Raw genomic sequence first — 25,447 nt, 5'->3', positions numbered from 1 at the left:
TCTAAGCGATCACCTCAAATGGCCGCATCATGTCGTTCGCCTCATGCTCCAGGATGTGGCAGTGGTACAAGTAGTCGCCGGTATAGCCTTCAAACTTGACGATGATGCGCGTCACCATGCCGGGCGGGCAGTGGACGATGTCCTTCCAGCCCTGCTCGTTGGGCGCGGGAGCCTCAGCCGGCCCTTGGAAACGCATCTCCTTCTGCATCAGGTATTGGAAGGTATCGAACGGCCGCCGATCAAGAATCTGAAAGCGCACCAAGTGCAGGTGCATCGGATGGGTGTCTTCAGTCTGGTTGACGAACTCCCAGATCTCCGTTGAGTTCAGACGTGGCCGCTCCGTGACAGGCTCATGCCAGTGCTTGCGATTGAGCAGCATCAGCATGGAGTTCTGCGCCTTATCCTGGTACTCGTTTAACGTGATCGTTCGGGTGACGGTGGCGGCGGTCTCCGGCGTGCGTGGAATACTACGGATATTGTTGGGCAGTGACGCCACAGGTGCCCCCGTCCGGGCAGCAACGCGGAACTCCAGAATATCCAGCGCACCCGTCCGCAGATGAATCTTCTCTCCCGCGTGCTTGCTGAAGTCGATCAGCAGATCCGCGCGTTCACCCGGAGCGATATTCAGACGAGGCACCTCTACGGCAGCACTGAGCAAACCCTGGTCGCTCCCAATCTGCACCAGCGATGCCCCTGTCGAAAGCGTCAGGCCAAAGAAGCGGCTGTTCGCAGCGACGACAGTGCGGAAGCGATAGAGCCTTGGCTCGACCTCAAGATAAGGGCGAATCTTGCCGTTAACCAGGATCGCATCGGCGGTGAACTCCGAGACCCAGGGATGCTCGGGATCGCCTGAAGTTGGGTAGAAGAGCTGCCCATCGGTGGTGAAGTCGCGGTCATAGAGCACTAGCGGAAGTTCATACTTACCGTTGGGCAGATGGAGCGCATCCTCCTGCTCATCGCGCAGCCAGAACATCCCGAAGAGTCCCGCATAGTGATTCAGCCGGTTGATCCCCATGGCGTGATCGTGAAACCACAGCGTGGCCGATTCCTGCTCCAGCGGATAGTGGCTCGTTCGCGAGTTGCCAGGCGTAAACCAGTCCTCCGGGTGCCCATCATCCTTGGTCGGCACGCGAGCACCGTGGACGTGCACACACGTCCGCACATCCGGGATATCGCGCCCGCAGCCGTGCAGGCTGTGGTCTATGGGCAGGAAGTGCTTCACAGGCAGGTTGTTAACCCACTGCACGGACATGGGATGGCCACTGCGAGCCTCGATGACCGGCCCCAAAGCCTCCGGCCCATAGCTCCACATGCGGGTCGCCGGTACATCGCGATGGACCTTGGCATGAATCTCGCGCATGGCAATCCGCAGGCTCGCATGCGATGCAGTCGCCTTCAGCAGGCTAGGTGGAACCGGCATCGCGTCAACGAACGGCATAAGCTCCAGCGAATGCAGCATGGGCACCGTATGATCCGGCGCAGCGGGGGTCTTATGCATCGTCTGGCCCATGTTCATCCCCGTCATGCTCCCCTGTTGGAGCCCGAGGCTATGGCGTGACCCGGCCAGAAGACCAAAGGCAGAGGCTTGCTGCAGGAAGGTACGGCGCGTGCGTTGAGACAAGTGCGAATCTCCGGAGTCAGGGCCTGCGGACGCATCACAACGATCCGCGGAAGGCAAACTTCAGGCTACGGAAGCCATGTTGCTGCCACGTGAATCGCGCCTGAAGCTGAGGGTGTTCAAACAGCCATGTCTGTAACCTCAGGACTTTGTTCGCCCGTCCTATCGGGCGATATCTACAGTCGAGGCCCCCTCATGTTTCCTTCTTTTCTGTCCAGCCTACGCAGTGCGGCGTCCGCACTCCCCTCCAGGCTTCCGCTCCAGTCGTCCCTTCTCGCGCTCAGCCTGCTGTCCGTCTGCGGCACGGCGCAGACGCTCAAGCCGCGAATCACGCAGGAGATCAACGCCGCCCAGCGCGTGACGCTCGCCGGCTCCCGCAACCCACGCGCCCTGGCAGCCGACGATACAGGCAGCCTCGCCTCCGGTACGAAGCTGGAAGGCATGAGCGTGGTCTTCCGCCGCACGGAAGCGCAGGAGGCAGACCTCCAGGCGCTCCTGGCAGCCCAGCAGAATCCGGCCTCACCCCTTTACCACCAGTGGCTCTCGCCGGAGCAGTTTGGAACTCGCTTTGGTCTGTCTGCAAGCGATCAGGCCAAGGTCTCAGCCTGGCTGGAGCAGCAGGGCTTCACAGTAGATGGTGTCTCCCGCAGCGGCAATCGTATCTCCTTCTCAGGCACCGCAGGCAAGGTCGGGAACGCGTTCGGCAGTGAGTTGCACAACTTTACCAAGGACGGCGAGACCCACTTTGCGCCCGCCTCTGAGGTTAGCGTTCCCGCAGCCCTGAGCGACATCATCCAGGACGTGACCAACCTCAGCAGCTTCCGCCCCAAGGCCCGCGTCAAGCTCAGGCCCGCTGTGGTCGACCCCAACTTCACCTCCAGTCAGTCAGGCTCGCACTTCCTGACGCCGAAGGATGTCGCCACCATCTACGACATCAACGCCGCTTACAGCGCGGGTTATACCGGCACGGGCCAATCGATCGTAGCCGTCGGGCAGTCCGCGGTTGTGCTCTCGGACATCGAGAACTTCCAGACCGCTGCCGGGCTGACGGTCAAAGATCCGACCGTAATCCTGGTGCCTGGTTCCGGCTCCTCGACGGTCAAGACGGACGACGAATCTGAATCAGACCTTGATCTCGAATACAGCGGCGGCATCGCCAAGGGAGCAACGATCTACTTCGTCTACACCGGCAATAACACGAACTATGGAGCCTTCGACGCTCTGCAGTATGCCATCACGAACAAGATCGCACCCATCATCAGCGTCAGCTACGGCACCTGTGAGACCAACTTCAGCGCGACCTCATTCGCAGCAGAGAACGCGATGCTGGCCCAGGCCGCGGCCCAGGGTCAGACAGTCGTTGCGGCAGCGGGCGATGCGGGGTCCACGGACTGCTCCGGCACGACCATCCTCAACACAACTCAACAGGAAGCACTCGCCGTGGACTTCCCCTCCGATAGTCAGTACGTCACAGGTATGGGCGGAACCGAGTTCCCAACAGCGGATATCACCTCAAGCAACAGCACCTACTGGACCGCATCCAGCGGCACGGACGTGATCGGCTCCGCGCTGTCCTACATTCCGGAGCAGGTCTGGAACGACGACTCCGCAAGCAACGGCATCCTCTCCGGTGGTGGCGGCGTCAGCATCTTCACTCCGCGGCCAACCTGGCAGACCGGCGTCACGGGAATTCCCACCGGCAGCTTCCGTCTCACACCGGATATCTCGCTGGACTCCGCCGTCGTCAACGCACCCTATCTCTACTGCTCCAGCGATACTGCCACCAAGATCACGGGAAGCTGCAGCAATGGCTTTCGTGACTCAACCAACACCAACCTGACCGCCGCGGGCGGCACCAGCTTTGCCGCACCCATCTTCTCCGGCATGTTGGCGCTCATCAATCAGAAGCTGAACTCCACCGGCCAGGGTGTCATTAACCCCACGCTCTACACCCTTGCAGCCAACAGCACCACCTACGCCAGGGCCTTCCATGACATTACCAGCGGCACCAACTCCTGCACCGCAGGCTCAACGCTCTGTTCCACCGCCGGGGCCTCCGCCTACGCAGCAACGACCGGTTATGACCAGGCGACAGGGCTCGGCTCTGTCGACCTCTACAACCTGCTGACCGCGTGGCCCACAACCACCGGGTCCACCCTGCTGGCCTCCACCACCACTCTGTCCGCGGTCACTACCACGCCCGTCTCCGGTGCCGGCGACGTGATCACCATCACCGTCGCGCCTTCGACAACATCCCTAACCACCAGCCCCACCGGCACCGTCTCCATCGCGGTCGATGGGGCCACCGTCAGCTCCTCAGCCGCACTCACCAGCGGTGTGGCGACGTATACCTTCTCCTCCACCACCGTCGGCTCGCACATCGTCACCGCGACTTACTCAGGCGACTCCATCTACGCCTCTTCAACCGGCTCAGTCACCCTTACCGTAGGTACGACCGCAACTGGAACCGGCACCATCCTGCTCTCCGCCACCAACCTGACCGTCACCGGCGGCGCAACCGGCACCTCCACCATAACGGTCACACCCGGCAGCGGATATACAGGCACGGTGAGCTTCACCGTCCTCTCCAGCGCAAGCCTGCCCTATGCCTGCTACACGCCGATCACCAACGCCACCGTCACCGGTACGGCGGCCGTGACTACGGCACTCACCATCTCAACCGGCTCGGCATCCTGTGTCGGTGCGGCAGTCGTGCGAGCGGGCGGCAAACGGAGCCTCGCCAGTCTCTCACCCAGCCAGGTTCCTGGGACAGGCGAATCACACACGAAGATCGTGCTCGCCGGACTGATGCTCTTCGGCCTCTGCGGTTGCAGATCACGGCGGTTGCGGAAATTCGCGCCGGTGCTGCTGCTCGCCGGCTTCGGACTCGCTCTGTCCGGCTGCGGATCAGGCTCAGGCTCCACCACCTCCACGACAAATAACCTGACCGCGAAGGGAACCTACACCTTGACCATCATCGGCACGGACGTCTCAAACGCTTTGATTACCAGCACGACATCGCTGACTCTGACCGTCGACTAAGTCTGCGGCTCCGCAACAACTGCGGCTTGTCTCTAGAGAAGAGCATCACTCCGGAGACAAGCCGCTTTTTTGCGTCGCAATGGAGGAAAATAGATCCATGGCAACAGAAGAACTCAACGCGGTACGCATCGATAAATGGCTGTGGGCAGCACGCTTCTTCAAGACTCGGGCGCTCGCATCGGACGCCTGTGAGATAGGCAGGATCGAATGCAACGGACAGCGCGCCAAGGCCTCCCGCGTCCTTCACGTCGGCGACAAGCTGAAGGTCAAGAATGAGGGCGGAGAGTACCAGATCGAGGTGCTGCTGGCAGCGGAGGCAAGAGGCTCAGGCGCGGTCGCCCAGACCTACTACCAGGAAAGCGACGAGAGCCGCGAGATGCGGCAGAAGCTCGCCGACGAACGCCGTGAGCTCCTGAAACAGGGTATGTTGCCGGAGGGTAAGCCGACCAAGCAGAACCGCCGCCAACTGGATAAGCTGCGCGGCCGGATACACCGTTTCTAGGACAATACGCTAAGCCTTGCGGAAGCCCACCAGCCGCATCGCCTCAACCATCTCCTTGTTCTGCATGAAGGTGCTCCACACCATGCCGGAGCGCAAATTCTCAGCAGCAAGGACGCCGATGCCGAGATCGATCCCCAGCACATCCGCGTCGTACCAGGGCCTGGCCGGGTTGAAGGCATCCACAAAGCCATACCGTCCCCACGCCTGCTTGCCGTACTTCGCGCGCATGGAGGTCAAGGTTTGAAGGCACTCCGCGGGCATGAACGACAGAGAACCAGCCGCGGCAGCCGGCACGACCGAGCCGTCGATATCACCCTGCTTCGGCGGTCCACCCCAGCCGGTATAGCCATGCTCTGAGTCTGACGACGTGATCCCCCAGTAGTCCGGGCTATAGTTGCCGCCAAGTGAGATACAGAACCGGCGATGCGCTTCCGTAGCCTTCTTCGAGTTCTCGAAATAGTCGGCATACTTGTCCCGCCGGCCGCGCATATCGAACCACGCCTGCGTGTACTGGTGGATGAAGATGGGCGCATCCGCACTGAGATACTCGATCCCCTCAAACTTCACCGTGGGCCGCGAGAAGTTATCCCAGTAGTTCGGCGTCAGCGGATGCGTGGGCGAGCCGATCGCCAGCAGATACAACATCATCTCTTCCGCAAACATATTCCAACGCGCCGCCAGGAAGCCCGTCTTCTCAAACCATCCCATCGAAGGCGTGCTGCCGCCGTCGAGCATCCACGGCCAATTCACGCGCTCGTAGATCTTCGTCGCCAGATCCTGGATCTCGGCATCCTTGAAGTAGGCCCGGCAGGTCAGAATCCCGCAGAGCAGCAGCGCGGTATCGATCGACGAAAGCTCCGACCCGCGCGAGGTGACGCCGGTCTCCATATCCGAGAAGTGATAGAAGAAGCCCTCCTTCTGCGGGAGCTTCTGCCAATGAAACCGCATGGTATTCCTCACGCGCTCCACGATCTCAGCATGCGGATAGAACCCATAGCGATCCGCAATACACAACGCCGAAAGCCCAAAGCCCGTCGACGCAATCGACGCCATGCGCCGTGTCTCCGCGCCGCCGTCCGCCCGCGCCCGGTCAAGCACCTGCCCGGTCTGCGGGTGACCATGATCCCAGAAGAAGTCGCAGCCACGCCGGATCATCTCCGCTAGAAACGCCTCATCGGCTTTGGAGAGATGAGCTCCAGCCGGCACGGCCGCAAGCAGGCCGCGAGGCGCAGCCGCAACCAGAGCCGAAGCTCCAAGCCCATTCAAAATCTCCCGGCGCGTGTGTAGATGACGTTCGTGCATGGCTCTTACTCCTGACCCAGCCTACTTCAGTTCCAGAACAACAAGCCCCGCTGGCGGAATCGTCAGATCGAGCTGATGGTTCCGGATGGCAACATGCTCGGCTGGCGAAGCTTGTCCGGCTTGCTGCAGCTGTTTGATCTGCTCACGGCTCGGCGTGGCCGGCTTGCCCATAGCGTCAAAGGCTTTGATGACGTTGCCATGATCCTGGTCGACCCGCATGATCGTGGCCTGCTTTGCCCCACCCGGAAGAGTGAGGGTGAACCTTCGCACAGCTCCCGCGGGCGCAACGTCCGAGGTCGTCGGTTCCGTCGGTGCTACATAGTTCCAAAGCGCCATCACCAGCGTGCCATCGGCTCGCCGAGTCAGCATCGCGGAGTCTGAATCCAGTTTCAACCGCTCTGTCCCCAGCCCATGCAGCATCGCAAAGACGTTGAACGCAGGCTTCGGGATATTGTCCTCAGCCATCAGGCCAAAACCGCCATAAAACGGCGTCCGCACCACACCCTGCTCTTCGAACACGTCCGAGAACGACCAGTAGCTCATCGACTCCGTCATGCCGTCGCACTGGCTGATCGTCGTCGCCATCCAAGGCCCCATGTAGATCGAATCCGTCACCGCCGGCTCATTCGCATAGCTGGCGTTGTACTCGCTCATGATCAGCGGCGTCTTGGGCAGGGGCGAGCCCACGATCTGGTCATGAACCATCTTCACCGCGCTGCACACCATCTTGTCGCGCGGCACATCTTCCTTGATCTTCATCACGTTCTCAGCCGTGTCGTTGGCATAGACATGCGTCGACGCAAAATCGACCGGAACATTGTTATCCTTGCAGTGCTTCAGAAAATCTCCAACCCACGCCGCCTGAGCAGTGGCCGGCCCACCCACACGGATGCGCGCGCTCACAGCCTTCAGGTCGCGAGCGGTATGGTCATAGAGCTTGAAGTAGCTCTCCTGCGCCGGCTTGCCGGACCAGAAATCGAGGTTCGGCTCATTCCACACCTCAAAGTTCCAGTGCGAAACCTCCTCGATCCCGTACCGCGCAATCAGGTGCTGCGCCAGCGCCGTAATCATCCCGTCCCACAGTGCATAGTCCTTGGGAGGCGAGGTGTTGGGGTGATACCAGAACGGATGGATCGCCGCAGGGTTCGAGGCCATCTTCGCCGGCATGAAGCTCAGCTCCACAAACGGCCGCACATGATGCGCCAGCAGCCCATCGTAGATCTGGTCGATGTAAGAGAAGTTGTAAACGGTTCCGCCGGCGGACGGATCATCCTGCGCCGCGAGCCCCGGGTTCTTCGTCTTCCGATCCGGATCGTACAGACCTACATCGTCATTCAGAATCCCGTGGAACCGCACCGAGTCAAAGCCCGTAATCCCATGCACCTTATCCAGATCAATACGGTAGCTGTCACGCAGCGAAAGGATCGCCCGCCCGGAGCCGAAGGTCTGCTCCCAGAAGTGTGGAAAGGGCGTTGCCGCGGCATGGGCATCCACCGTAAGGCGTACAGTCGTGGACGAGTCTGGGGCTGACTGTGCAACAGCGCATGAGCCCGCCAGCACGCTGGACAGAAGCATCGGGGCAAGACGGGCGGCTCGACGTAAAGAGCGCATGGAAGACTCCGTGAAGCAGGTTGAAGATGAGAATCGAGAGGAAGAACCGCGCATCCATCGTCGCGGAAGAACAGTCGCCAAACAGGGTCTGCATCGGTGGTTCTTCTTTCGGCAATCGTTTGACCACCGACTGGCATTTTGCGGAAATCGGAGTAGACCTGTCAAGCGCTCACCGATCCATGGCCGATTCGCGCTGAAACGTGACAGACTGGAGGCGTGATGAAAGACAAGGTTCCAGGCGGCCAGGCACAGCCCGGACAAGCCAAAAGCGTCGGCCTCAAGCAGGTCGCCGCACACGTCGGCCTTTCGGTCGCCGCCGTCTCGCGCGTGTTGAACGAGTCCCCCGCAGCCCGGTCCATTCCGGAGAAGACCCAGAAGCGCATTCAGGAGGCCGCGCGCCTGCTGAACTACCGCCCCAATGTTCTGGCTCGCTCTCTGCGTAACAAGCGCACCCACACGCTCGGCGTCATGGTGCCGGAGGTCAGCGACGGCTACGCCACCCTCGTCCTTGCCGGCATTGAAGAGGCTCTCCTGCGCCACGGCTACTTCTACTTCCTGGTCAGCCATCATCGCCGCAAGGAACTCCTGGACGAGTACCAGCATCTGCTCGTCGCTCGCGCCGTCGAAGGCATCATCGTCGTCGATACCGTCCTGCACGAGAAGCCCTCCACCCCCACCATCGCGGTCTCCGGCAATCACATCCGCGACGGCGTCACCAGCGTCGTCGTCAACCATGAGAGCGCGGCCCTGATGGCGCTCGAGCACCTACGTGCCCTCGGCCACGAACGCATCGCCTTCATCAAGGGCCAGCGCTTCTCCTCAGACACCCAGGCCCGCTGGGACGGCATCCGCCACGCCGCACGAGCCCTGAAGCTGACCATCAAGCCCTCCCTCGTCGCACAGCTTGAAGGCGACCAGCCCAACCACGAGCCCGGCTACATCGCCACCCGTGCGTTGCTGGAGACCCAGGAGCCCTTCACGGCCCTCTTCTGCTTCAACGACACCGCGGCCATAGGCGCTGTGCTCGCCATCCGAGAAGCCGGCCTGCGCGTCCCGGAGGACGTCTCGGTCATAGGCTTTGACGACGTCGAAAGCGCCGCCTTCCAGAACCCCGGTCTCACCACTGTCCGCCAGCCCCTCCGTGAGATGGGCATGCTCGCAGCCGAGACCATCCTCAAGCAACTCGAAGCCGGCCGCGAAAGCCGCATCGACCCCTCCGCACACATAGAGCAACTGGTCGTAGAGCCAAAGCTGATCGTACGAGCCTCCACCGCCCCCGCCCGCAACCTCGTAAAGTAGTCATAACGGAAATGAGAAACGCCCCGGGATAATCCGGGGCGTTTCTCATTGTTAGATTGAGCGATCGTTAGAAGGTGAACTTTCCAACGAGTTGCATCTGCCGTGCACCGTAAATGATGTTTGAAGTGCTGGCAGGGCTTGCGAACGCCGCGGTCGAGGCCGATAGCGGGCCAAGGCAACCGACGCCATTGGGGTTGGAAGCGACCGTCGGACATCCGCTTGCGCCCGGAGCCGAGTAAGCGACCAGAGCGGTGTTGGTGGAAAGAATGTTGCGGTGATTGAGGACATTGAAGAGCTCGGCCGCAACCTCAAAGTGATAGCGGTCGCTCTTCAGTGGGAAGTCGCGGGAGACGCGGGCATCGACGTTATGCACTCCAGGACCCTTGAAGGAGTTTCTGCTCGCGATGTAATCGGGAACCCGAGCTCCAGGACCTGAGGTGAACACTGCATTTGTAACGCCGGCGTCTGACGTCAGATTGCCAAGCGCCGTTGAAGAACTAGTGAGATACGTGATCGAACCATTGACGGTCGCAGTGATCGGCTCGCCAGTCTGCGCCGTCAGCGTTCCCGAGAGAAGCCAGCCGTTCGCGGCATAGGCAACGTAATGGTTTGCGATAGGAAGCGCGGACTTCGCCACAATCGTGCCGACGAAGCGACCCCGGATATCGAGGTCCGAACGAGAATACTCATTGCTGCGTCCCTTATGAGCACCAAGCGCGAAAGGAATCAGCGGAGCATCTGTACCATTGAACGTCCCATTGCCACCGTAAGTCTGCCCACCGTCGAGCGCCTTCGCCCATGTGTAGTTGGCCAGAATCTCCACTCCATGGCTCATTGGCTTGCGGACCGAAGCCACGAAGGAGTGATACCAGGAATTGACGTCGGAGAAGCCGGTCGCAACCGCCCCTGTGTTGGTGTAAAGCCGGTTGCGATAAATCGGCTCTGCAAAGTTGCTGGTGACACCTTGTGCATTCGTGTACTGATAGGTCCGGGTTGTGATAACCGAGTTCGGATCCACATTGGTATCGACATAGACCGGAAGCCGCAATGCACGGTTGCCCACATAGGAGACCGTGAGCGTCGAGTGCAGCGGGAGTTGCTGCTCCACAGCCAAATCAGCAGAGTGCGACTGAGGATTCTGGAAGCTCGGGTCCAGACCACGAATCGTAATCGTGCCCGAAGGAACAGCGGCCAGACCGGTCGAGGTAATCGCCCCCCCGGTTACAGGGTTCGTGGGTGCCGGACCAGGCGGGGTAAAGATCGGAACGCCACCCTGCGGAGCATACGAGACGAAGCTGCCCGGGTTGGTATAGCAGACATTGGAGCCGGCGGTAGGAGCGCATGTTCCAGGAGTGGTTCCGGAGCCGGTGACCGCCCCGCCCGTGACAACGTAGGGCACAGGGGTCACTGCCGGAGTAATTGGGCCGTACTGCTTCTGATACACGCCGTTCTCACGCCGCAGCGTGTAGTAGGAAGAGTTCGAGATCTGGCCATAGAAAATTCCGTATCCGCCCCGAACCACCGTACCGGGGTAAGGGTTCCATGCGAAACCGATACGGGGTTGAATCATCTTCAGGTCCGGATTGATCTGCGAAGTCGCATTGAACGCCACAGGATTCGCCGTGTTCGGCAAATCCGGGCCGGGAACAAGCTGCACGTCGTAGCGAACGCCAACGCTTACAAGAAGCTTCGGTGTTGCCTTCCACGCATCTTCTACAAAGCCGTCAATGTTTTGATTCCAAAAGTCATCCGCACCCACGCCCGTCAACTGGTCAACTGTCTGAGAAAACGAGTTATAGTGGCGGCTCACGGGAGTTCCACCGGCGGTGGTCAACGTTGGATTGACCGCCAGCGCGTCCTGGAGGAAGTTCGTGAAGTTGTACTCGGCATTGGAGTTGCTGTAGCTGAAGCTGCCATCGCCTCCAAACAAATTTGCGATCTGCTCATGCACGAAGTTAAGATCGAAACCAGCCTTGATGGTGTGGTGACCCAGCGTGGTGGAGTACACATCGGTGGCCTGCCAGCGATGTTCATCCGGGAACTTGCCACGAGGCAGCGCAGAGGTCTCACCCAAGGCAACGAGGTTGGTCAGGCTGTTCGACGGGCCACCGGAATTAGTGCCGTCTGTCTCAAGGTCGCGAGCCCACTGAAAGTGGACCACGTTGGTGGATCGTGATGAGACCTGGGTTTCAGCATTTGCAATCAGAATGCGCTCGTGGAAGTCAGCGGTTCCGTTTTGCGAGACGCCGCCATTGCTGACGGTGACTGAACTGTTATACCCATTGGGCTGGTGGAAGTTCGCGAACAGGAACTCAGCAGAGAGGTGGGTCTTGGAGTTAAGTTGGTAGTCGAGGCGTGGAAAGTAGATATCCTGTTTGGCGCTACGTCCAAAAGAGCCAAGTTGCGACTGCACCGCCGTTACGCCGGCAGCGCACTGCGTCGCGCTAACGTTGGGGATGGTCGTAGGATAGATCGTCGTTCCGTCCTGGACGTGAACCGTGCCGCCGTCGCAGAGATGGGCCAGATTCGCAACGCTGGTCGTGGTGCTGTTATAGGTCGATAGATAGCTTACCGGGTTGACCTTGCGGTAACCGTCATAAGTGAAGTGGAAAAAGAGCTTGTCCTGAATGATCGGTCCGCCGGCCGAAATGCCGAACTGGTGCTGAACCTTCACAGGCTGTGACAGAAGATAGGGGTTGTTCTGCAGACGGCCGTTGTACTTGTTGTACGGGTCAAGAGCATTGAAGCCCGGCGTCCGGTAGTACTCGTACGCGTCACCGTGAAACTGGTTGGTGCCGGACTTGGTGATCGCGTTGATGATGCCGCCCGCCGCTCCGCCCAGTTCGGCCGAGTAGCCGGTCGCGGAGGACTGAAACTCACTGATCGCATCGACCGGGAAGACATAGGGGGACCCGATAGAACGACCGCGCGCCTCAGAGAAGAACTGCTGGTTGTTATTCGCGCCATCGATCAGGTTCTGGTTGTATACGCCGGAGATGCCGCGATAGCCAATAAGACCCGTGTTACCGTCCGGAACGACGTTGGGTGTCAGAAGAACGAAGCTCTCAAAACGGCGGCTTGCGATCGGTAGATTCGAAATGAGCTGCTGGCCTACGACCTGTGAGCCTTCCACCTTCTCTGTATCAATCAGCGGCGCTTCGCTCGTCACGATTACATCTGTAGAAACGGAACTCAACCCCAGAGTCGCATCGACGGTACGCGTGTCACCCACAGTAACAGCGACGTTCTTCTGATCGACCGTGGCGAAGCTCCCGCCGCCAAGAATCACTTCATACATACCAGGCTGCAGGAAGGTCGCTTCATAGTGGCCTTCGGAGTTCGTCGTCACCGTACGCGCCGCGCCGGTCTGGGTGTTCTTGATCTGGACCGAAGCACCGGAAACAACAGCGCCGGAGCTATCGCGAACGATACCCGCGATACCACCGAGAGCGGCGCTCTGAGCGAACGCGGAAAGCGCCATTGGACCCGTACAGACAAGGCTGACAGCAGCGAGAGAAAGTAGACGGCGAGACACCATAGACAGGGAAGCTCCTTGGAAGAACAGCAACCGACATGCCTGGGCACGCCGGGATTCGGGGCTCTCGATTTCCGTGCAAGCTGCCTGGGATAAGCACACGGTCGACAAGAGTTTGATTTGGAGTAGTAGCTTGAGGGTTACTTAACTCGCCGCCGAAGTCAAAAGAAAAATCCGTAAAACTACGCAAGCCCGGAAACTTCCTCACAGGAACCTCGTCTCTGCCCTTCGCCGGCCTCCGGGCCCAAAGCCGATACCATACCTCCAGAGGCACCCATGTCGCAGACTGAAACCGCACCCCGCCAGCACGCCTACACCGGCCCCGCCCTTCCCCAACTCCCGGAGCCCAGCCACGCCGAGCGCGTCCGCACCCTCATCTCGCTCGCCTCCGTCGCCACCCTTTCGACGCTCTCGCGCAAACACCCCGGCTTCCCCTTCGGTTCGCTGATGCCCTTCGCGCTCGACGCCCTCGGCCGCCCGCTCTTTCTTATCAGCAACATGGCCATGCACACCCAGAACCTCAAGGCCGATCCCCACGCCAGCCTCTTCATCAACCAGATCGCCTCTGACGGCGATGCCCTCGGCGCAGCCCGCGTCACCCTCGTCGGCACAGCCGAGCCGGTCCCCGCCTCCGATCTCCCCGCCGCACGCGAGGCCTACCTAGCCCGCCACGAAAACAGCCGCAACTGGGTCGACTTCGCCGACTTCAGCTTCTTCCGCCTCAACCTCATCGACCTCTACTACGTCGGCGGCTTCGGCGTCATGGGCTGGGTCTCGGCAAGCGACTACGCCCAGGCCGCGCCCGATCCCCTCGCCGCCTCCGGACCCGGCATCATCGCCCACATGAACGCGGATCACGTCGATTCCATGATCCTCCTGGCCCGCACCCACTCCGGCTACGAAGCCACCGAGGCCACCATGACCTCGGTCGATCGCCTCGGCTTCTTCCTCCGCCTCAAGACCGCCGAAGGCTACAAAGGCACGCGCATCAACTTCCTCCAAGAGGTCCACACAGCCCAGGACACCCGCAAAATCCTCGTAGAAATGGTCCGCCAAGCCAAAGCCTCTTAGCCTCTACTTCGAAGTAGCCGCATACTTGCTCCCCGCCGTCCAGGCCGGACGAGCAGCATCGTTCGCCAGCCGCCGCGTCAGCGTGTAGAAGAACGTGTCGAACTTCGCCGCCGCATCAAAATCCATCGGCTGCGTCAGGTCATCCTGCGGTCGGTGATACTGCGTCGTGTACCACTGCCGATAGCGCCTCTCCGCATCCGTCCCCGGGTCATACCCAAAGATGAACCCGATCGAAGGTACACCAATCTGCATGAACGGCCAGTGATCCGCCCGCAGCAGCAGGTTCCGCTCCGGCTCGCGGTCGGCCCGGATCTCGATCCCCATCGGCCCCGCCACGCTCTTCGCCGTAGCTCCAATCGTCGATTCATCCACCGCGAGCGCCGTCAGAATCTTCAACGGAAACAAAGGCCTGAGCTGATCCAGGTTGATATCCCCCACCAGCGCCTCCTTCGGCACGGTCGGATGCTGCGTAAACCACGTCGACCCCAGCAGCCCTTTCTCCTCGCCCGTAAAGGCGCAGAACAGCACACTCCGCTTCAGCCCACCGGCCTTGCCCAGCGCCTTTTGATCCTCAGCAAACTGAAGGATCAGCGCCACATACGCCGCATCATCTAGCGTCCCGTTGTAGAGCGAATCCCCCGCGACCGGCGTCCCATGCCCATACCCATCCAGATGCGCCGCAATCACGATGTACTCAGACTTCAGCACCGGATCGGTCCCCGGCAGCACCGCCAGCACGTTCGGCGAGCTGTACTCCTTCTGCGCCGTATGCGTCGTCACTCGCAGCTTTTCGTTTAGATCAAAGCTCGGCAGCGCCTTCGAAGCCCCGCCCAGCGCCAGAATCCCCTTAGCATCCTGCCCTGATCCCTCCAGCATCGTCGCAAAGGCCGGAGCACTCAACCGCATAGCCACAAATGATCCCGCCCCAGCCCGCGTACCCCCCGCAATCGTCACCGACCGCGAGTAAGCATCCGGCCATCGTGGCGGCTCGATCGTAAACGCCGGATCATCCACGCTCACCATCCCCACCGCACCCGCGCCTCGCACCGCCGCCACACGATCCCTCCCCGAAGTCACCCCCGGCCGCCGAGCCCCAAAGCAAACCGCAATCTTCCCCGTCAGATCCCCAACCTCATCCTTGCCGCAGTACCCCCGAAACACCAACCCGCCTTCGACCATCGCCGGCAGCCCCGCCCCCGGAGTCACGTCGATCTCCTCCAAAAACCGCAGCGACTTCTCTGCAGACCCCGCCCGCACCAGCGTAAAAGTCGTCCCCTCCCGAGTCACCTCAAGCTCATGCAGCGGAACATCCTGAAAGTAAGTCCCACTCTCCCCAGCCGGCACCAACCCCGCACCCTTGAACCGATCCGCCACATACTGCGCCGCCCGCGCATACGCCGCAGACCCAGTATCCCGCCCCTCCATCGCGTCGGAGGACAGATCCTCGGTCGTATGCCACCAGGCCTTGGTATCCGCATCGTGAATCTCGCCATCACGCGGATGCGCCTTCATCCCCTGCCCGAACGCCACCCCAGCCAACACTCCCAGCACCAGCCACTTTGTCATCATGTGCCGATAGCCTAGCAGCAACCTCAGCTTAAACAGAAAGGCCGCCTGCCAAAGCAGACGGCCCGCCGTATCTATTAAACCGATTAGAAGGAAGAGATCGCGCTGGCTTCGTCGTCCTTGACGTCGAACACCGTGTACAGCTTCGTGATCTGCAACAGGTCTTTGACCTTCTTGGTCAGGTTCAGCAGCTTCAATTCGCCGCCGCCGTTCTTCACCGTCGTAAACGCGCTCACCAGCTCGCCGATGCCGGAGCTGTCGATGTAGTTCACATCGCCCAGGTTCAGCAGAATCTTGTTGGAGCCCTTGGACAGTACATCCCGCACGGCATCCCGCAGCGTAACACTGCCCTCACCCAGCGTAATCCGTCCGCTCAGGTCGAGCACCGTCACACCGTCCACCTGCCGCGTCTTGAACTTCATGCTCATGCGTCTATCTCCTTGGAAATTCTTCGTTTTACCAGAGTAATCTCTGTGCCTGGGGTTAGCTGCCGAAAGTGTACCTCATCCATGATGGCCTTCATCAGGAAAACTCCGCGGCCGGACGACCGCAGCAGATTTTCCGGCGCCAAAGGATTCGGAATCGACTCAGGATCAAGCCCTGGCCCCTCATCCGCCACCTGCACCCGAAGCTCCTGGTCCGTCAGCGCACAGGAGAACGTCACATGCTTGGCCGTGTCGTACTTGTTCCCATGCACCACGGCGTTCACCGCAGCCTCACGCGCCACCATTGCAATCTGGCTCGCATCGTCCTCGTCGAACCCCGCCTCACGCGCAAAACTCTCGGTCGATTCCTCCACCGTCTGCACGCTGGCGAGGACCGAGTCGAGCTTCATCTTTACGTGGCTTTGAGTCGAGTCGCCCAAGTACGTCATTCCCCTGCCGTGGCTGAAGTGTCCGTCGATACCACACGAAAGTCAAGGCCGCACCGGAAAACACAAGCAATCCCGATGTCCGATAACCCGGAGACCCATCCTCAAAGCCTACTCCAGACGAATTCCGAAAGCCAACGCTCCGCGAAAAATCCGCACAATCCCCATACCTTCGTCACCGCCCCGGAGTCCAAGGATTCGTCTTCATCCTCAAAAACCCCGGAGAAAATCTCCCCTATGGCTCACCGGCGTCTGACCTGGACTGTCGCACTCGCGCTCTCTTTTGCCGCGCCCTCAGCCCTGTTCCCTCCCACCGCGCTCGCCCAGAGCCAAATCCAGGCCACCCAGGTCTCCGGGGCCATCACCGGCACTGTCTCCGATCCCTCCGGCGCACGCATCCCCAACGCAGCTGTCCACGTTGAAAACGATCGCCTCAAGCGAGACACCGTCACCGACGCCGCAGGCCGCTTCTCTCTTGATCTGCCCACCGGCACCTACAAGATGGACATCCTCTCGGACGGCTTCGAGCCCTTCGTCCGTGAAGGTATCGCCATCGCCGGCAAGGCCCTCAAGCCCCTCGTCCTCACCCTCCCCATCGCCACCAGCAATGAGATCGTCACCGTGGACGCCAGCAAACTCGCCGGAACCGGCGCGGACGAAAACGCCAGCTCCCTCGTCTTCGACAGCAAGAACCTCGACACCCTCTCCAACGACGACGCCACCCTCCAGCAGCAGGTCCTCGCCATCGCCGGCGGCGATGGCCAGCACCCGCCCCAGATCTTCGTCGACGGCTTCAGCGGCGGACGCTTCCCGCCCAAAAGCTCCATCCGCGAAATCCGCATCAACCAGAATCCTTACTCCGCTGCCTACGACGGCCTCGGCTTTGGCCGTGTAGAGATCCTCACCAAGCCCGGCAGTGACAAGCTCCACGGCTTCTTCCAGACCCAGGGCAACGACCGCGCCTTCAACTCCAACAACCCCTTCACCGGCGCACAGCCGCCGTACCACACGCTCAACCTGGACGGAAACGTCAGCGGCCCCATCGGCAAGAAGACCTCCTTCTTCCTCGCCGGCACCTATAACGACCAGCAGAACAACACCGTCGTCAACGCCCAGACGCTGGATGCGAACAACAATCCATTCACCTTCTCGCAGGCCATTCCAGACCCGCAGGTCTTCCATACCTACTCAGCTCGGCTGGACCGCCAACTCACCAAGAACAACACCCTCACCAGCCGTTACGAGTACAACCAGATCAACATGACCAACGGAGGCATCGGCCTCCTCGTCCTGCCCACCGAGGGCTACAACAACAGCACCACCACCCAGACCCTCCAGATCGGCAACTCAGAGATCATCGGCCCGCACCTCATCAACGACACCCGCTTCCAGTACATCCGCACCCGCCTCGCCCAGACCCCCGTCAGCTCCGCCCCCACGGTCATCGTGCAAGGCGTGTTCAGCGGCGGCGGCTCCGCTCTCGGCCTGTTCCATGACAACCAGGACCGCTACGAATTCCAGGACTACCTCTCCATCGACCACGGCAAGCACTTCCTCCGCCTCGGCATCCGCTACCGCCTCCTGCGCGACTCCAACCTCTCCAACGCCAACTACAACGGCCAGTACATCTACCCCGACCTCAACACCTACCAGATCACTCAACAGGGCCTCGCCAATCACCTGACTGCAGCCCAGATCCTCGCAAACGGCGGCGGAGCCACCCAGTTCAGCCTCACCGCTGGCCAGTCCAGTGCAGCCATTACCACCGCGGACGTAGGCATCTACGCGGACGACGAGTGGAAGCTCAACAAGAACGTCACCCTCAACTTCGGCGTCCGTTTTGAGAGCCAGACCGCTATCCCGGATCGCAGTGACCCCGCACCCCGCATGGGCTTCGCGTGGGCCGTTCATCAGGCAGACAAGCACCCCGCATGGTTCGTCCTGCGCGGAGGCTTCGGCCTCTTCTACTCACGCTTTGACGCCCCAGCCATCCTCAGTGCAAAGCGCCAGAACGGCGTTACCCAGCAGTCCTACTTCGTCCAGAACCCGGACCCCACCGTCACCTACACCCCCGCCAACCTCACCGGCACCGCACCCACCATCTACCAGATCGACCCCCACCTTCGCTCCAACTACGACATCATCTCCGGCCTCTCGGTAGAACGCTCCCTCGGCAAGATCGGCAGCATCACGGTCAACTACCTCAACATCCGCAGCGTTCACCAGTTCGTCTCGCTCAACGTCAACGCCCCGCTCCCCGGCACCTACGACCCCAGTGTCCCCAACAGCGGCACACGCCCTCTCGGTGGCACCCAGAACCTCTACCAGTACTCCTCCGCTGGCGAAGGCGTTGGCAACATCCTCTTCACCAACTACAACCTGCACCCCGTCAAGTGGTTCACCGCCTGGGGCTTCTACGTCAACCAGCACGCCAAGTCGGACGCCGCGGAGCCCGGCGGTTACGCCAACTTCGTCTCCAACTCCTACAACCCCCACGCCGACTACGGCGCCAGCAGCTACGACGTCACCAACCGTCTCTTCACCGGCGGCAGCTTCAACCTGCCCAAGGGCATCACCCTCGAACCCTTCTTCATCGCACGCGGCGGCCGCGCCTTCAACATCACCACCGGCGCGGACAACAACGGTGACAGCATCTACAACGATCGCCCCGCCTTCGCCACCGACCTCACCCGCGCCTCAGTCGTCAAAACCTCCTTCGGCAACTTCGACACCTCCCCCATCGCCGGCCAGAAGATCATCCCCTCCAACTACGGTCGCGGTCCCACCTACCTCTCGCTCCAGCTTTCACTGAACAAGAGCTTCAAGTTCGGCCCCCGCCGCGTCGAAGCACCGGACCCATCCGCGCCCCCACCACCCCCGCCGGCCAAAGGCGCACCCACCCCCAAACCCGACCCAGCCTATGAACTCGGCTTCTCCGCCGAAGGCCAGAACGTCCTCAACCACGTCAACGGTGCCATCCCCATCGGCGTCCTCACCTCGCCCTTCTTCGGCAAGTCCCTTTCGCTTGAAAGCGGCTTCTTCAACAACTCCGCCGCCAACCGGACCATCAATCTGCGAGCCTTCTTCCGCTTCTAACCGGGCTGCGCTTGGACGCTCCCGCCTCATCTCCGTCACACCCTGAAGCCGCCTTTTGACGTGGCTTTCACAGACCATTCACAGTGCCCCGGTAAACCAAGAGGAGAACTCATCTCCTAATACCTTCGAGGCACCTTCCAATGGTCCGTAAACTCGCTGCCCTCTCTGCGTCCGCCGCTCTCGTCCTCACTGGATGCGGCGGTGCCGGAGTCACCCTCACGGCCCCTGCTGCACCTGCGGCCGTCCCCGTCACCAGCGCCCAGGTCATCAAGCACGTCGTCGTCATCTTCGGTGAGAACGTCTCCTACGACCACTACTTCGGCACCTACCCCACCGCCACCAACCCCGTCGGCGAGACCGCCTTCACCGCCGCCGCCGGCACCCCCACCCCCGCCGGCTACACCTCCGCCCTGCTGACCGCGAACCCCAACAACACCAACAACAAGAACGGCGCAGGAGCCAGCAATCCCTTCCGTCTCGATCCCGCCCAGGCCGCCACCGGCGATCAGGATCACAACTACGGCCCGGAGCAGACCGCCTTCGATAACGGCGCCATGGACCTCTTCCCGCTCTCCGTCGGCGTTCCTGATGGCGCTAACCTCACCGCTGCGACGGGCAAGGTAGCCATCACCAACACCAACGGCCTCACCATGGGCTACTACGACGGCAACACCGTCACCGGTCTCTGGAACTACGCCCAGCACTACGCCATCAACGATCACGCCTTCGGCAGCACCTTCGGACCCTCCACCCCCGGCGCCATCAACGTCGTCTCCGGCCAGACCAACGGCGCAGTCAATGACGTCAACGCCGGCACGGCCATCGTCGCGGACGGCAACGGCGGCTTCACCGACGTAGGCGACGCAGACCCTACCGGCGACCTCTGCTCCAGCACCAGCCAGAGCATCCACATGACCGGCAACAACATCGGCACCATGCTCTCCACCGCCAACATTACGTGGGGCTTCTTTGAGGGTGGCTTCGACCTCTCCAAGACCAACGCCAACGGCACCACCGGCTGCGGCCGCACCACCACCTCACAGGTCACCGGCATGCTCAAGGCCGACTACATCCCCCACCACGAGCCCTTCCAGTACTACGCCGCGACCTCCAACCCCAACCACCTGCGTCCTACCTCCATCGCCAACATCGGCAAGCAGGATCAGGCCAACCACCAGTACGACACGCATGACTTCACCGACGCGCTCGCCGCCGGCAGCATGCCCGCAGTCAGCTACCTGAAGGCCCCCGGCTTCCAGGACGCCCACGCCGGCTACTCCGATCCCATTGACGAGCAGACCTTCATCATCAACACCATCAACGCCATCCAGGCCTCGCCCTTCTGGTCCAGCACCGCCATCATCCTCACCTACGACGACTCCGACGGCTGGTACGATCACATGCCCATGATCGTCAACGGCTCCGCCACCGCGCAGGACTCCTACTCCGGCACCGGTCTCTGCAACACCACCACCGCCAGCTCCACCACCGCGCTTCCCGGTGTCAGTGCTGCCACCCTCCACGCACAAGGCCGCTGCGGCTACGGTCCTCGCATTCCTCTCCTGGTCGTCTCCTCATGGTCCAGGAAGAATGCGCTTGACTCCACCGTCGTAGACCAGAGCTCGGTACCGAAGTTCATCGAAGACACCTTCCTCGGTGGCGCACGCATCGGCGGCGGTTCATTCGACTCCATCGCCGGCTCACTCAACAACATGTTCAACTTCACCAGTTCCACCGTCCCCAACCCCAACGTGGTTCTGCTCAACCCGGTCACGGGCGCAGTCACCAGCGGTAACTAACACCCTTACTCCCTCCGCTTTCGGCACGCATCGGACTCACTCGATGCGTGCCTTTTCTTTGTCCCCTGACCTCCCGGTTGGTTTGTCATTCCGATCTTTTTTGTTTGTCATTCCGCAGCGCAGCGGAGGAACCTGCTTCTGCTTTTTGTCCACGCACCAAACCAGTCACTCATTCATCAAACATTCTCCAAAAATTACCAGCGCCGTCAGCCCCCCGCAATCTCCCCCGCCTATCCTCACCCCATGCGACTGAGCTTTGTCATTCCCGCCTACAACGAAGAGGCGTGGCTCCAGGCCTGCGTGGAGTCGATCCAGAAACAGACGCAAGCCCTCAACCTTGATGCCGAGATCATCGTCGTCAACAACGCCAGCACCGACGGCACACGCGCTCTCGCCCTCTCGATCCCCGGCGTCATCCTCGTAGACGAGCCCCGCAAGGGCCTCACCCACGCCCGCCAGGCCGGCTTCAACCGCAGCACCGGCGCCCTCATCGCCAACGTCGACTCAGACTCCCGCCTCACCGAAGGATGGGTCCAGCAAGTCCTCTCGACCTTCGCCAGCACCCCCGGCCTCGTCGCCCTCAGCGGCCCCGTCGTCTACTACGACCTCACCATGCTGGAGCGCCAGTTCGTCCGCATCTTCTATCTCCAGGCCTGGCTCGTCTACGCTCTCAACCGCTGGATTCTCCGCGTGGGCTCGATGGTCCAGGGCGGTAACTTCGTCATCGCACGCCCCGCGCTTGAAGCCATCGGCGGCTTCAACCTCGCCATCTCCTTCTACGGAGAAGACACAGACATCGCACGCCGCCTCAACGAGATCGGCATGGTCCGCTTCACCTTCGACCTCAAGATGTTCTCCTCCGCCCGCCGCCTCCGCAAAGAGGGCATGCTCACCACCGCCGCCCGTTACACCGTCAACTACTTCTGGACCACCTTCCTCGAGCGCCCCTTCACCAACACCCACGCCGACATCCGGGATTGATAGATGGTGACAAAGCACAACGTGGAATAAGAAATGGCATTCAGCTTATTGAAATGGGCAGTACACTCTTTACGATGCAACGTATTGATCCCATAAGTACACATTCTCTTCTTTTACGGACGTATTGCAGGGGTAGGCATTTAGGAATTGCCACCGGATTTGTGGTCCTGAAAAACAATGTGCATTACCTTGTCACAAACCAGCATGTTGTCAGCGGTCTAAATATCTGGAATGACCAACCGTCTCACTCAGATGGTTTAGTGCCAGATTCTATCTCGATACTCCATCATGTGAGAGGTCATTTAGGACGCTGGACCGCTATTAAGGAGCGCCTCCGAAGCGAAGACGATAGACCGCTTTGGATTGAGCATCCTGTGGGGAAGCAGATCGATATTGCTTTTCTGCGTCTAACAAGTTTCTACGATGAAAGCCTCTTGTGTATAGCGACTTACCCTCTAGACTTGGCAATTAGGAATACTCAGATTCCGCTGTTTCCAACGAGTCCGGTGTCTATCGTAGGTTTTCCTTTTGGCAACGGCCAATTAGATGGACTTCCCATATGGAAATCCGGGTCTATTGCGAGCGACCCAGACATTGATTATGAAGGACACCCACAAATACTTGTAGATTGTATAGGCCGTCAGGGGATGTCGGGATCTCCTGTTTACGCCAGGCGAATCGGCGGCTTCACAGATGTGAATGGGTCATTCAGCATCAGTGTAGGGGGAGCTATGACAACGGATCGGTTTGTAGGTATTTATGCAGGCTCGATAGATAAGGCAAGCGAAATCGGAAGGGTGTGGAAGGCATCCGCGGTTCTCGAGACCTACTCCACACTACCTGGGTTGTGACCTACGGGATGCTCTAAGAATTTAGACGCTCAAGTCCGGCACAATCTCCCGCTCAACGCCCACCCGGTTCACCCCCGGAAAAGCCAGGCTCAGCCACATCGAGAACGTCCGATGCCGCAACAGCCGCACAATCTGAATCGACACCATCAAAGCCCGAGGCGGCCGTCCTCCAACCCACAGCTCAGACATCGGCCGCATCACCCCATCCGCATCCGGATGAAACGCACGTTCATCCCAACGCTGCCAGCCCTGCGCAAACTGCGGATAGTCCGTGATCGCATCAATGGTCGAGTCCGTAATCCTCTGCTCCCAGGGCTTCTTGTACTGCTCCATGAACAGCACGTGGCTCTTCCGCTCCACGCGGATCTCATGCACGAACTCATTGAAGCTCGTCGCGTTCGTCAGGTTGATATTCGCGTTCGGCTCCAGCCCATGACGATCCCCGCCTGAGATCACCACCTGCGACCAACGCCGCGCCAACCGCATCACATCGCGATTCTCCTTGGCATGACGAAGCCCGTTCAACTCCAGCGCATGCATGAACTCGCCATTCACCGTCAGGAACCGCTCCAACTCCGCCTCATGCGCCTTCTGCCCGATCGCATATAGATCCCACAGCGGATGATTCAGCACGATCAGCACCTGCGGAATCGCATGAAGCTCCGCGAACATGCCATGCAGCACCTCATCGGACGGAGCCTCCGTAAACCGCGCAAACCGCTCCATCCATCCCGCCGCGTCCGCGCTCGGCAGGTTATGAATCCCCATGTGGAAGCACGTCGTGCCATACGGCGCACTCCACTCCACCGACATCGGAATTCGCCGCGCCACCGGCAGCGTCCTCAGCAACAGGCAAGCCTCGATCGTGTCATGATCCGTGATCGAAACATGCGCATCCAGCCCCAGCCGCGCAATCTGTTTCCGTTCCACCTCATACGCCATTCGAGGTACCAGCGGCGGCCGCCAGTTGCCCTTCAGGAAGTCCAGCTTCAGCCCGTACAGCTCCGCCGCGCGCTTCTCATAGCGCTTGAACAGCGGAGCGAACACCGCCATCTCCGTGCCCATCTTATGGATGAACGTCAGGCTTTCTTCGGACACGCTCGTATGGCTGTGCAGCGAGACGCCCGCACTGTACGGCAACGTCGCCATCGACTCTTCCCAGATGTACGAAACCTTGGACTGCGGTCCAGACTGTGGCTGCATAACGAGACATCCTCCCGTGCTAAGTCTTCTGGATACGCCGATAGTATGGCCCGCCTTCTGCAAACAGACGGTAACGGGAGTAAGAACACCTGCTCAATTAACTGTGCAGTGTGCCGCCGGAGTTACATCCCACCCCCAACCGCCGTATACTGGTTTGCATACGGGCCGTATCCGCGCACTAAAACGGAAGGGCACTGGAGAACAAAAGATGAGCGTCACCCAGCCTCGTACCGCCGCGCGTGAACCCTCCGCGCAAAAAGTCACCCCGCAAACCCTCCTCGACCGCAAGCGCTCTCACCAACCCATCACCGCCCTCACCGCATACGACTACCCCTCCGCGCGACTCGTCGACGAAGCAGGCATCGACCTCATCCTCGTCGGCGACTCCCTCGCCATGGTCGCCCTCGGCTACGACTCCACCCTCCCCATCACCGTGGACGAGATGCTCCATCACGCCCGCGCAGTCCGCCGCGCAGTCCGCCACGCCCTCCTCGTCGTCGACATGCCCTTCGGCAGCTATCACACCACCCCCGAAGCCGCCGTCGCCAACGCCATCCGCTTCGTCAAGGAAGCCGGAGCCGAAGCCGTCAAGATCGAAGGCGGCGCAACCCGCGCATCCCTCATAGAACAGCTCACCCGCGCCGAAATCCCCGTCGTCGGCCACATCGGCCTCACCCCCCAATCCCTCAACCGCATGGGCGGTTACAAGGTCCAGGGCCGCAGCATCCCCGCCATCGAATCGCTCCTCGCAGACGCAGCCGCCATCGAAGGCGCGGGAGCCATCGCACTCGTCCTTGAAGGCATCCCCAGGGAGGTCGCCGCGCGCATCACCGCAGCCGCCGGCATCCCCGTCATCGGCATCGGCGCAGGCCCCGACTGCGACGGCCAGATCCTCGTCTTCCACGACCTCTTCAATCTCACCTTTTCGCCCGGAGCAAAATTCGTCCGGCGCTTCGCCGATGCCGGCGCACTCATGCGCGAAGGCCTTCAGCACTTCCAATCTGCCGTGCAAGACCATTCCTTCCCCAACGACGCCGAAAGCTACCACCTCCCCATAGAAGTAGCCGAGCACCTCGCAGAAACCATCACGAGGTAAGTAG

17 protein-coding genes are annotated in these 25,447 nt (G+C 60.8%); 9 read left to right on the top strand and 8 right to left on the bottom strand.

Annotated elements, in window-relative coordinates; all coding sequences use genetic code 11:
• Nucleotide 1: 1 nt before the first annotated feature.
• The gene (locus ACIX9_RS00885) at nucleotides 2-1,516 is read right to left on the bottom strand and encodes a multicopper oxidase family protein (protein WP_013578583.1); all 1,515 of its coding nucleotides are present in this window, start codon (nucleotides 1,514-1,516) and stop codon (nucleotides 2-4) included.
• Nucleotides 1,517-1,813: 297 nt separating this feature from the next.
• Here ACIX9_RS00885 and ACIX9_RS00880 point away from each other — a divergent pair, with 297 nt between their 5' ends.
• Both ACIX9_RS00880 and ACIX9_RS00875 read left to right on the top strand, forming a co-directional pair.
• Nucleotides 1,814-4,660 carry a protease pro-enzyme activation domain-containing protein gene (locus ACIX9_RS00880; protein ID WP_013578582.1) on the top strand — a complete coding sequence of 949 codons (2,847 nt, stop codon included), beginning with the start codon at nucleotides 1,814-1,816 and terminating at the stop codon, nucleotides 4,658-4,660.
• A gap of 97 nt (nucleotides 4,661-4,757) precedes the next feature.
• Nucleotides 4,758-5,162, top strand: a complete 405-nt coding sequence (locus tag ACIX9_RS00875) for an RNA-binding S4 domain-containing protein (RefSeq protein WP_013578581.1) — start codon at nucleotides 4,758-4,760, stop codon at nucleotides 5,160-5,162.
• Between the two features lie 9 nt (nucleotides 5,163-5,171).
• Here ACIX9_RS00875 and ACIX9_RS00870 read toward each other — a convergent pair whose 3' ends face one another.
• Both ACIX9_RS00870 and ACIX9_RS00865 read right to left on the bottom strand, forming a co-directional pair.
• Entirely contained in the window at nucleotides 5,172-6,464 is a 1,293-nt protein-coding gene (locus ACIX9_RS00870; protein ID WP_013578580.1) for a glucoamylase family protein, read from the bottom strand.
• A 21-nt stretch (nucleotides 6,465-6,485) separates the two neighbouring features.
• Nucleotides 6,486-8,075, bottom strand: coding sequence for a GH39 family glycosyl hydrolase (locus ACIX9_RS00865; protein ID WP_013578579.1), 1,590 nt, complete (start codon nucleotides 8,073-8,075; stop codon nucleotides 6,486-6,488).
• Nucleotides 8,076-8,294: 219 nt separating this feature from the next.
• Between ACIX9_RS00865 and ACIX9_RS00860 the strand changes: the two genes are divergently transcribed.
• Complete coding sequence (locus ACIX9_RS00860) at nucleotides 8,295-9,374, top strand: LacI family DNA-binding transcriptional regulator (protein WP_013578578.1); 1,080 nt, start codon at nucleotides 8,295-8,297, stop codon at nucleotides 9,372-9,374.
• Between the two features lie 67 nt (nucleotides 9,375-9,441).
• Here ACIX9_RS00860 and ACIX9_RS00855 read toward each other — a convergent pair whose 3' ends face one another.
• On the bottom strand, nucleotides 9,442-12,855 hold the full coding sequence (locus ACIX9_RS00855) for a TonB-dependent receptor (protein WP_049789181.1): 3,414 nt from the start codon (nucleotides 12,853-12,855) through the stop codon (nucleotides 9,442-9,444).
• 330 nt (nucleotides 12,856-13,185) lie between these two features.
• Between ACIX9_RS00855 and ACIX9_RS00850 the strand changes: the two genes are divergently transcribed.
• Nucleotides 13,186-13,980: a HugZ family pyridoxamine 5'-phosphate oxidase gene (locus ACIX9_RS00850; RefSeq protein ID WP_013578576.1), complete on the top strand. Its 795-nt coding sequence runs from the start codon at nucleotides 13,186-13,188 to the stop codon at nucleotides 13,978-13,980.
• 3 nt (nucleotides 13,981-13,983) lie between these two features.
• On the opposite strand, the gene ACIX9_RS00845 is transcribed toward ACIX9_RS00850, so the two are convergent.
• From ACIX9_RS00845 to ACIX9_RS00835, 3 genes are all read right to left on the bottom strand, one after another.
• Complete coding sequence (locus ACIX9_RS00845) at nucleotides 13,984-15,549, bottom strand: M28 family peptidase (RefSeq protein ID WP_013578575.1); 1,566 nt, start codon at nucleotides 15,547-15,549, stop codon at nucleotides 13,984-13,986.
• Between the two features lie 83 nt (nucleotides 15,550-15,632).
• Nucleotides 15,633-15,974 carry an STAS domain-containing protein gene (locus tag ACIX9_RS00840; protein WP_013578574.1) on the bottom strand — a complete coding sequence of 114 codons (342 nt, stop codon included), beginning with the start codon at nucleotides 15,972-15,974 and terminating at the stop codon, nucleotides 15,633-15,635.
• Nucleotides 15,971-16,381: an ATP-binding protein gene (locus ACIX9_RS00835; RefSeq protein WP_232298762.1), complete on the bottom strand. Its 411-nt coding sequence runs from the start codon at nucleotides 16,379-16,381 to the stop codon at nucleotides 15,971-15,973. The genes ACIX9_RS00840 and ACIX9_RS00835 overlap by 4 nt, the downstream gene beginning before the upstream one ends.
• A 273-nt stretch (nucleotides 16,382-16,654) precedes the next feature.
• On the opposite strand from ACIX9_RS00835, the gene ACIX9_RS00830 reads away from it, so the two are divergent.
• From ACIX9_RS00830 to ACIX9_RS27600, 4 genes are all read left to right on the top strand, one after another.
• Complete coding sequence (locus ACIX9_RS00830; protein WP_157477188.1) at nucleotides 16,655-19,513, top strand: TonB-dependent receptor; 2,859 nt, start codon at nucleotides 16,655-16,657, stop codon at nucleotides 19,511-19,513.
• 140 nt (nucleotides 19,514-19,653) lie between these two features.
• Nucleotides 19,654-21,312 (top strand): phospholipase C, encoded by a 1,659-nt coding sequence (locus tag ACIX9_RS00825; RefSeq protein WP_013578571.1) that lies wholly within the window; start codon nucleotides 19,654-19,656, stop codon nucleotides 21,310-21,312.
• 243 nt (nucleotides 21,313-21,555) lie between these two features.
• Complete coding sequence (locus ACIX9_RS00820; protein ID WP_013578570.1) at nucleotides 21,556-22,293, top strand: glycosyltransferase family 2 protein; 738 nt, start codon at nucleotides 21,556-21,558, stop codon at nucleotides 22,291-22,293.
• A 53-nt stretch (nucleotides 22,294-22,346) separates the two neighbouring features.
• On the top strand, nucleotides 22,347-23,144 hold the full coding sequence (locus ACIX9_RS27600) for a S1 family peptidase (RefSeq protein ID WP_013578569.1): 798 nt from the start codon (nucleotides 22,347-22,349) through the stop codon (nucleotides 23,142-23,144).
• Between the two features lie 21 nt (nucleotides 23,145-23,165).
• Here the strand turns inward: ACIX9_RS27600 and ACIX9_RS00815 are convergent, their stop codons facing one another.
• The gene (locus ACIX9_RS00815) at nucleotides 23,166-24,347 is read right to left on the bottom strand and encodes a PHP domain-containing protein (protein ID WP_013578568.1); all 1,182 of its coding nucleotides are present in this window, start codon (nucleotides 24,345-24,347) and stop codon (nucleotides 23,166-23,168) included.
• A 208-nt stretch (nucleotides 24,348-24,555) separates the two neighbouring features.
• On the opposite strand from ACIX9_RS00815, the gene panB reads away from it, so the two are divergent.
• Nucleotides 24,556-25,443 (top strand): 3-methyl-2-oxobutanoate hydroxymethyltransferase, encoded by an 888-nt coding sequence (panB, locus tag ACIX9_RS00810; protein ID WP_013578567.1) that lies wholly within the window; start codon nucleotides 24,556-24,558, stop codon nucleotides 25,441-25,443.
• The last annotated feature ends 4 nt before the right edge of the window (nucleotides 25,444-25,447 follow it).

It is taken from the genome of Granulicella tundricola MP5ACTX9, assembly GCF_000178975.2.
GTDB classification, from domain to species: Bacteria; Acidobacteriota; Terriglobia; order Terriglobales; family Acidobacteriaceae; genus Edaphobacter; species Edaphobacter tundricola.
The sequence above is the reverse complement of the archived record's forward strand: the minus strand, read 5'-3'. Positions and strand labels throughout refer to the sequence as shown.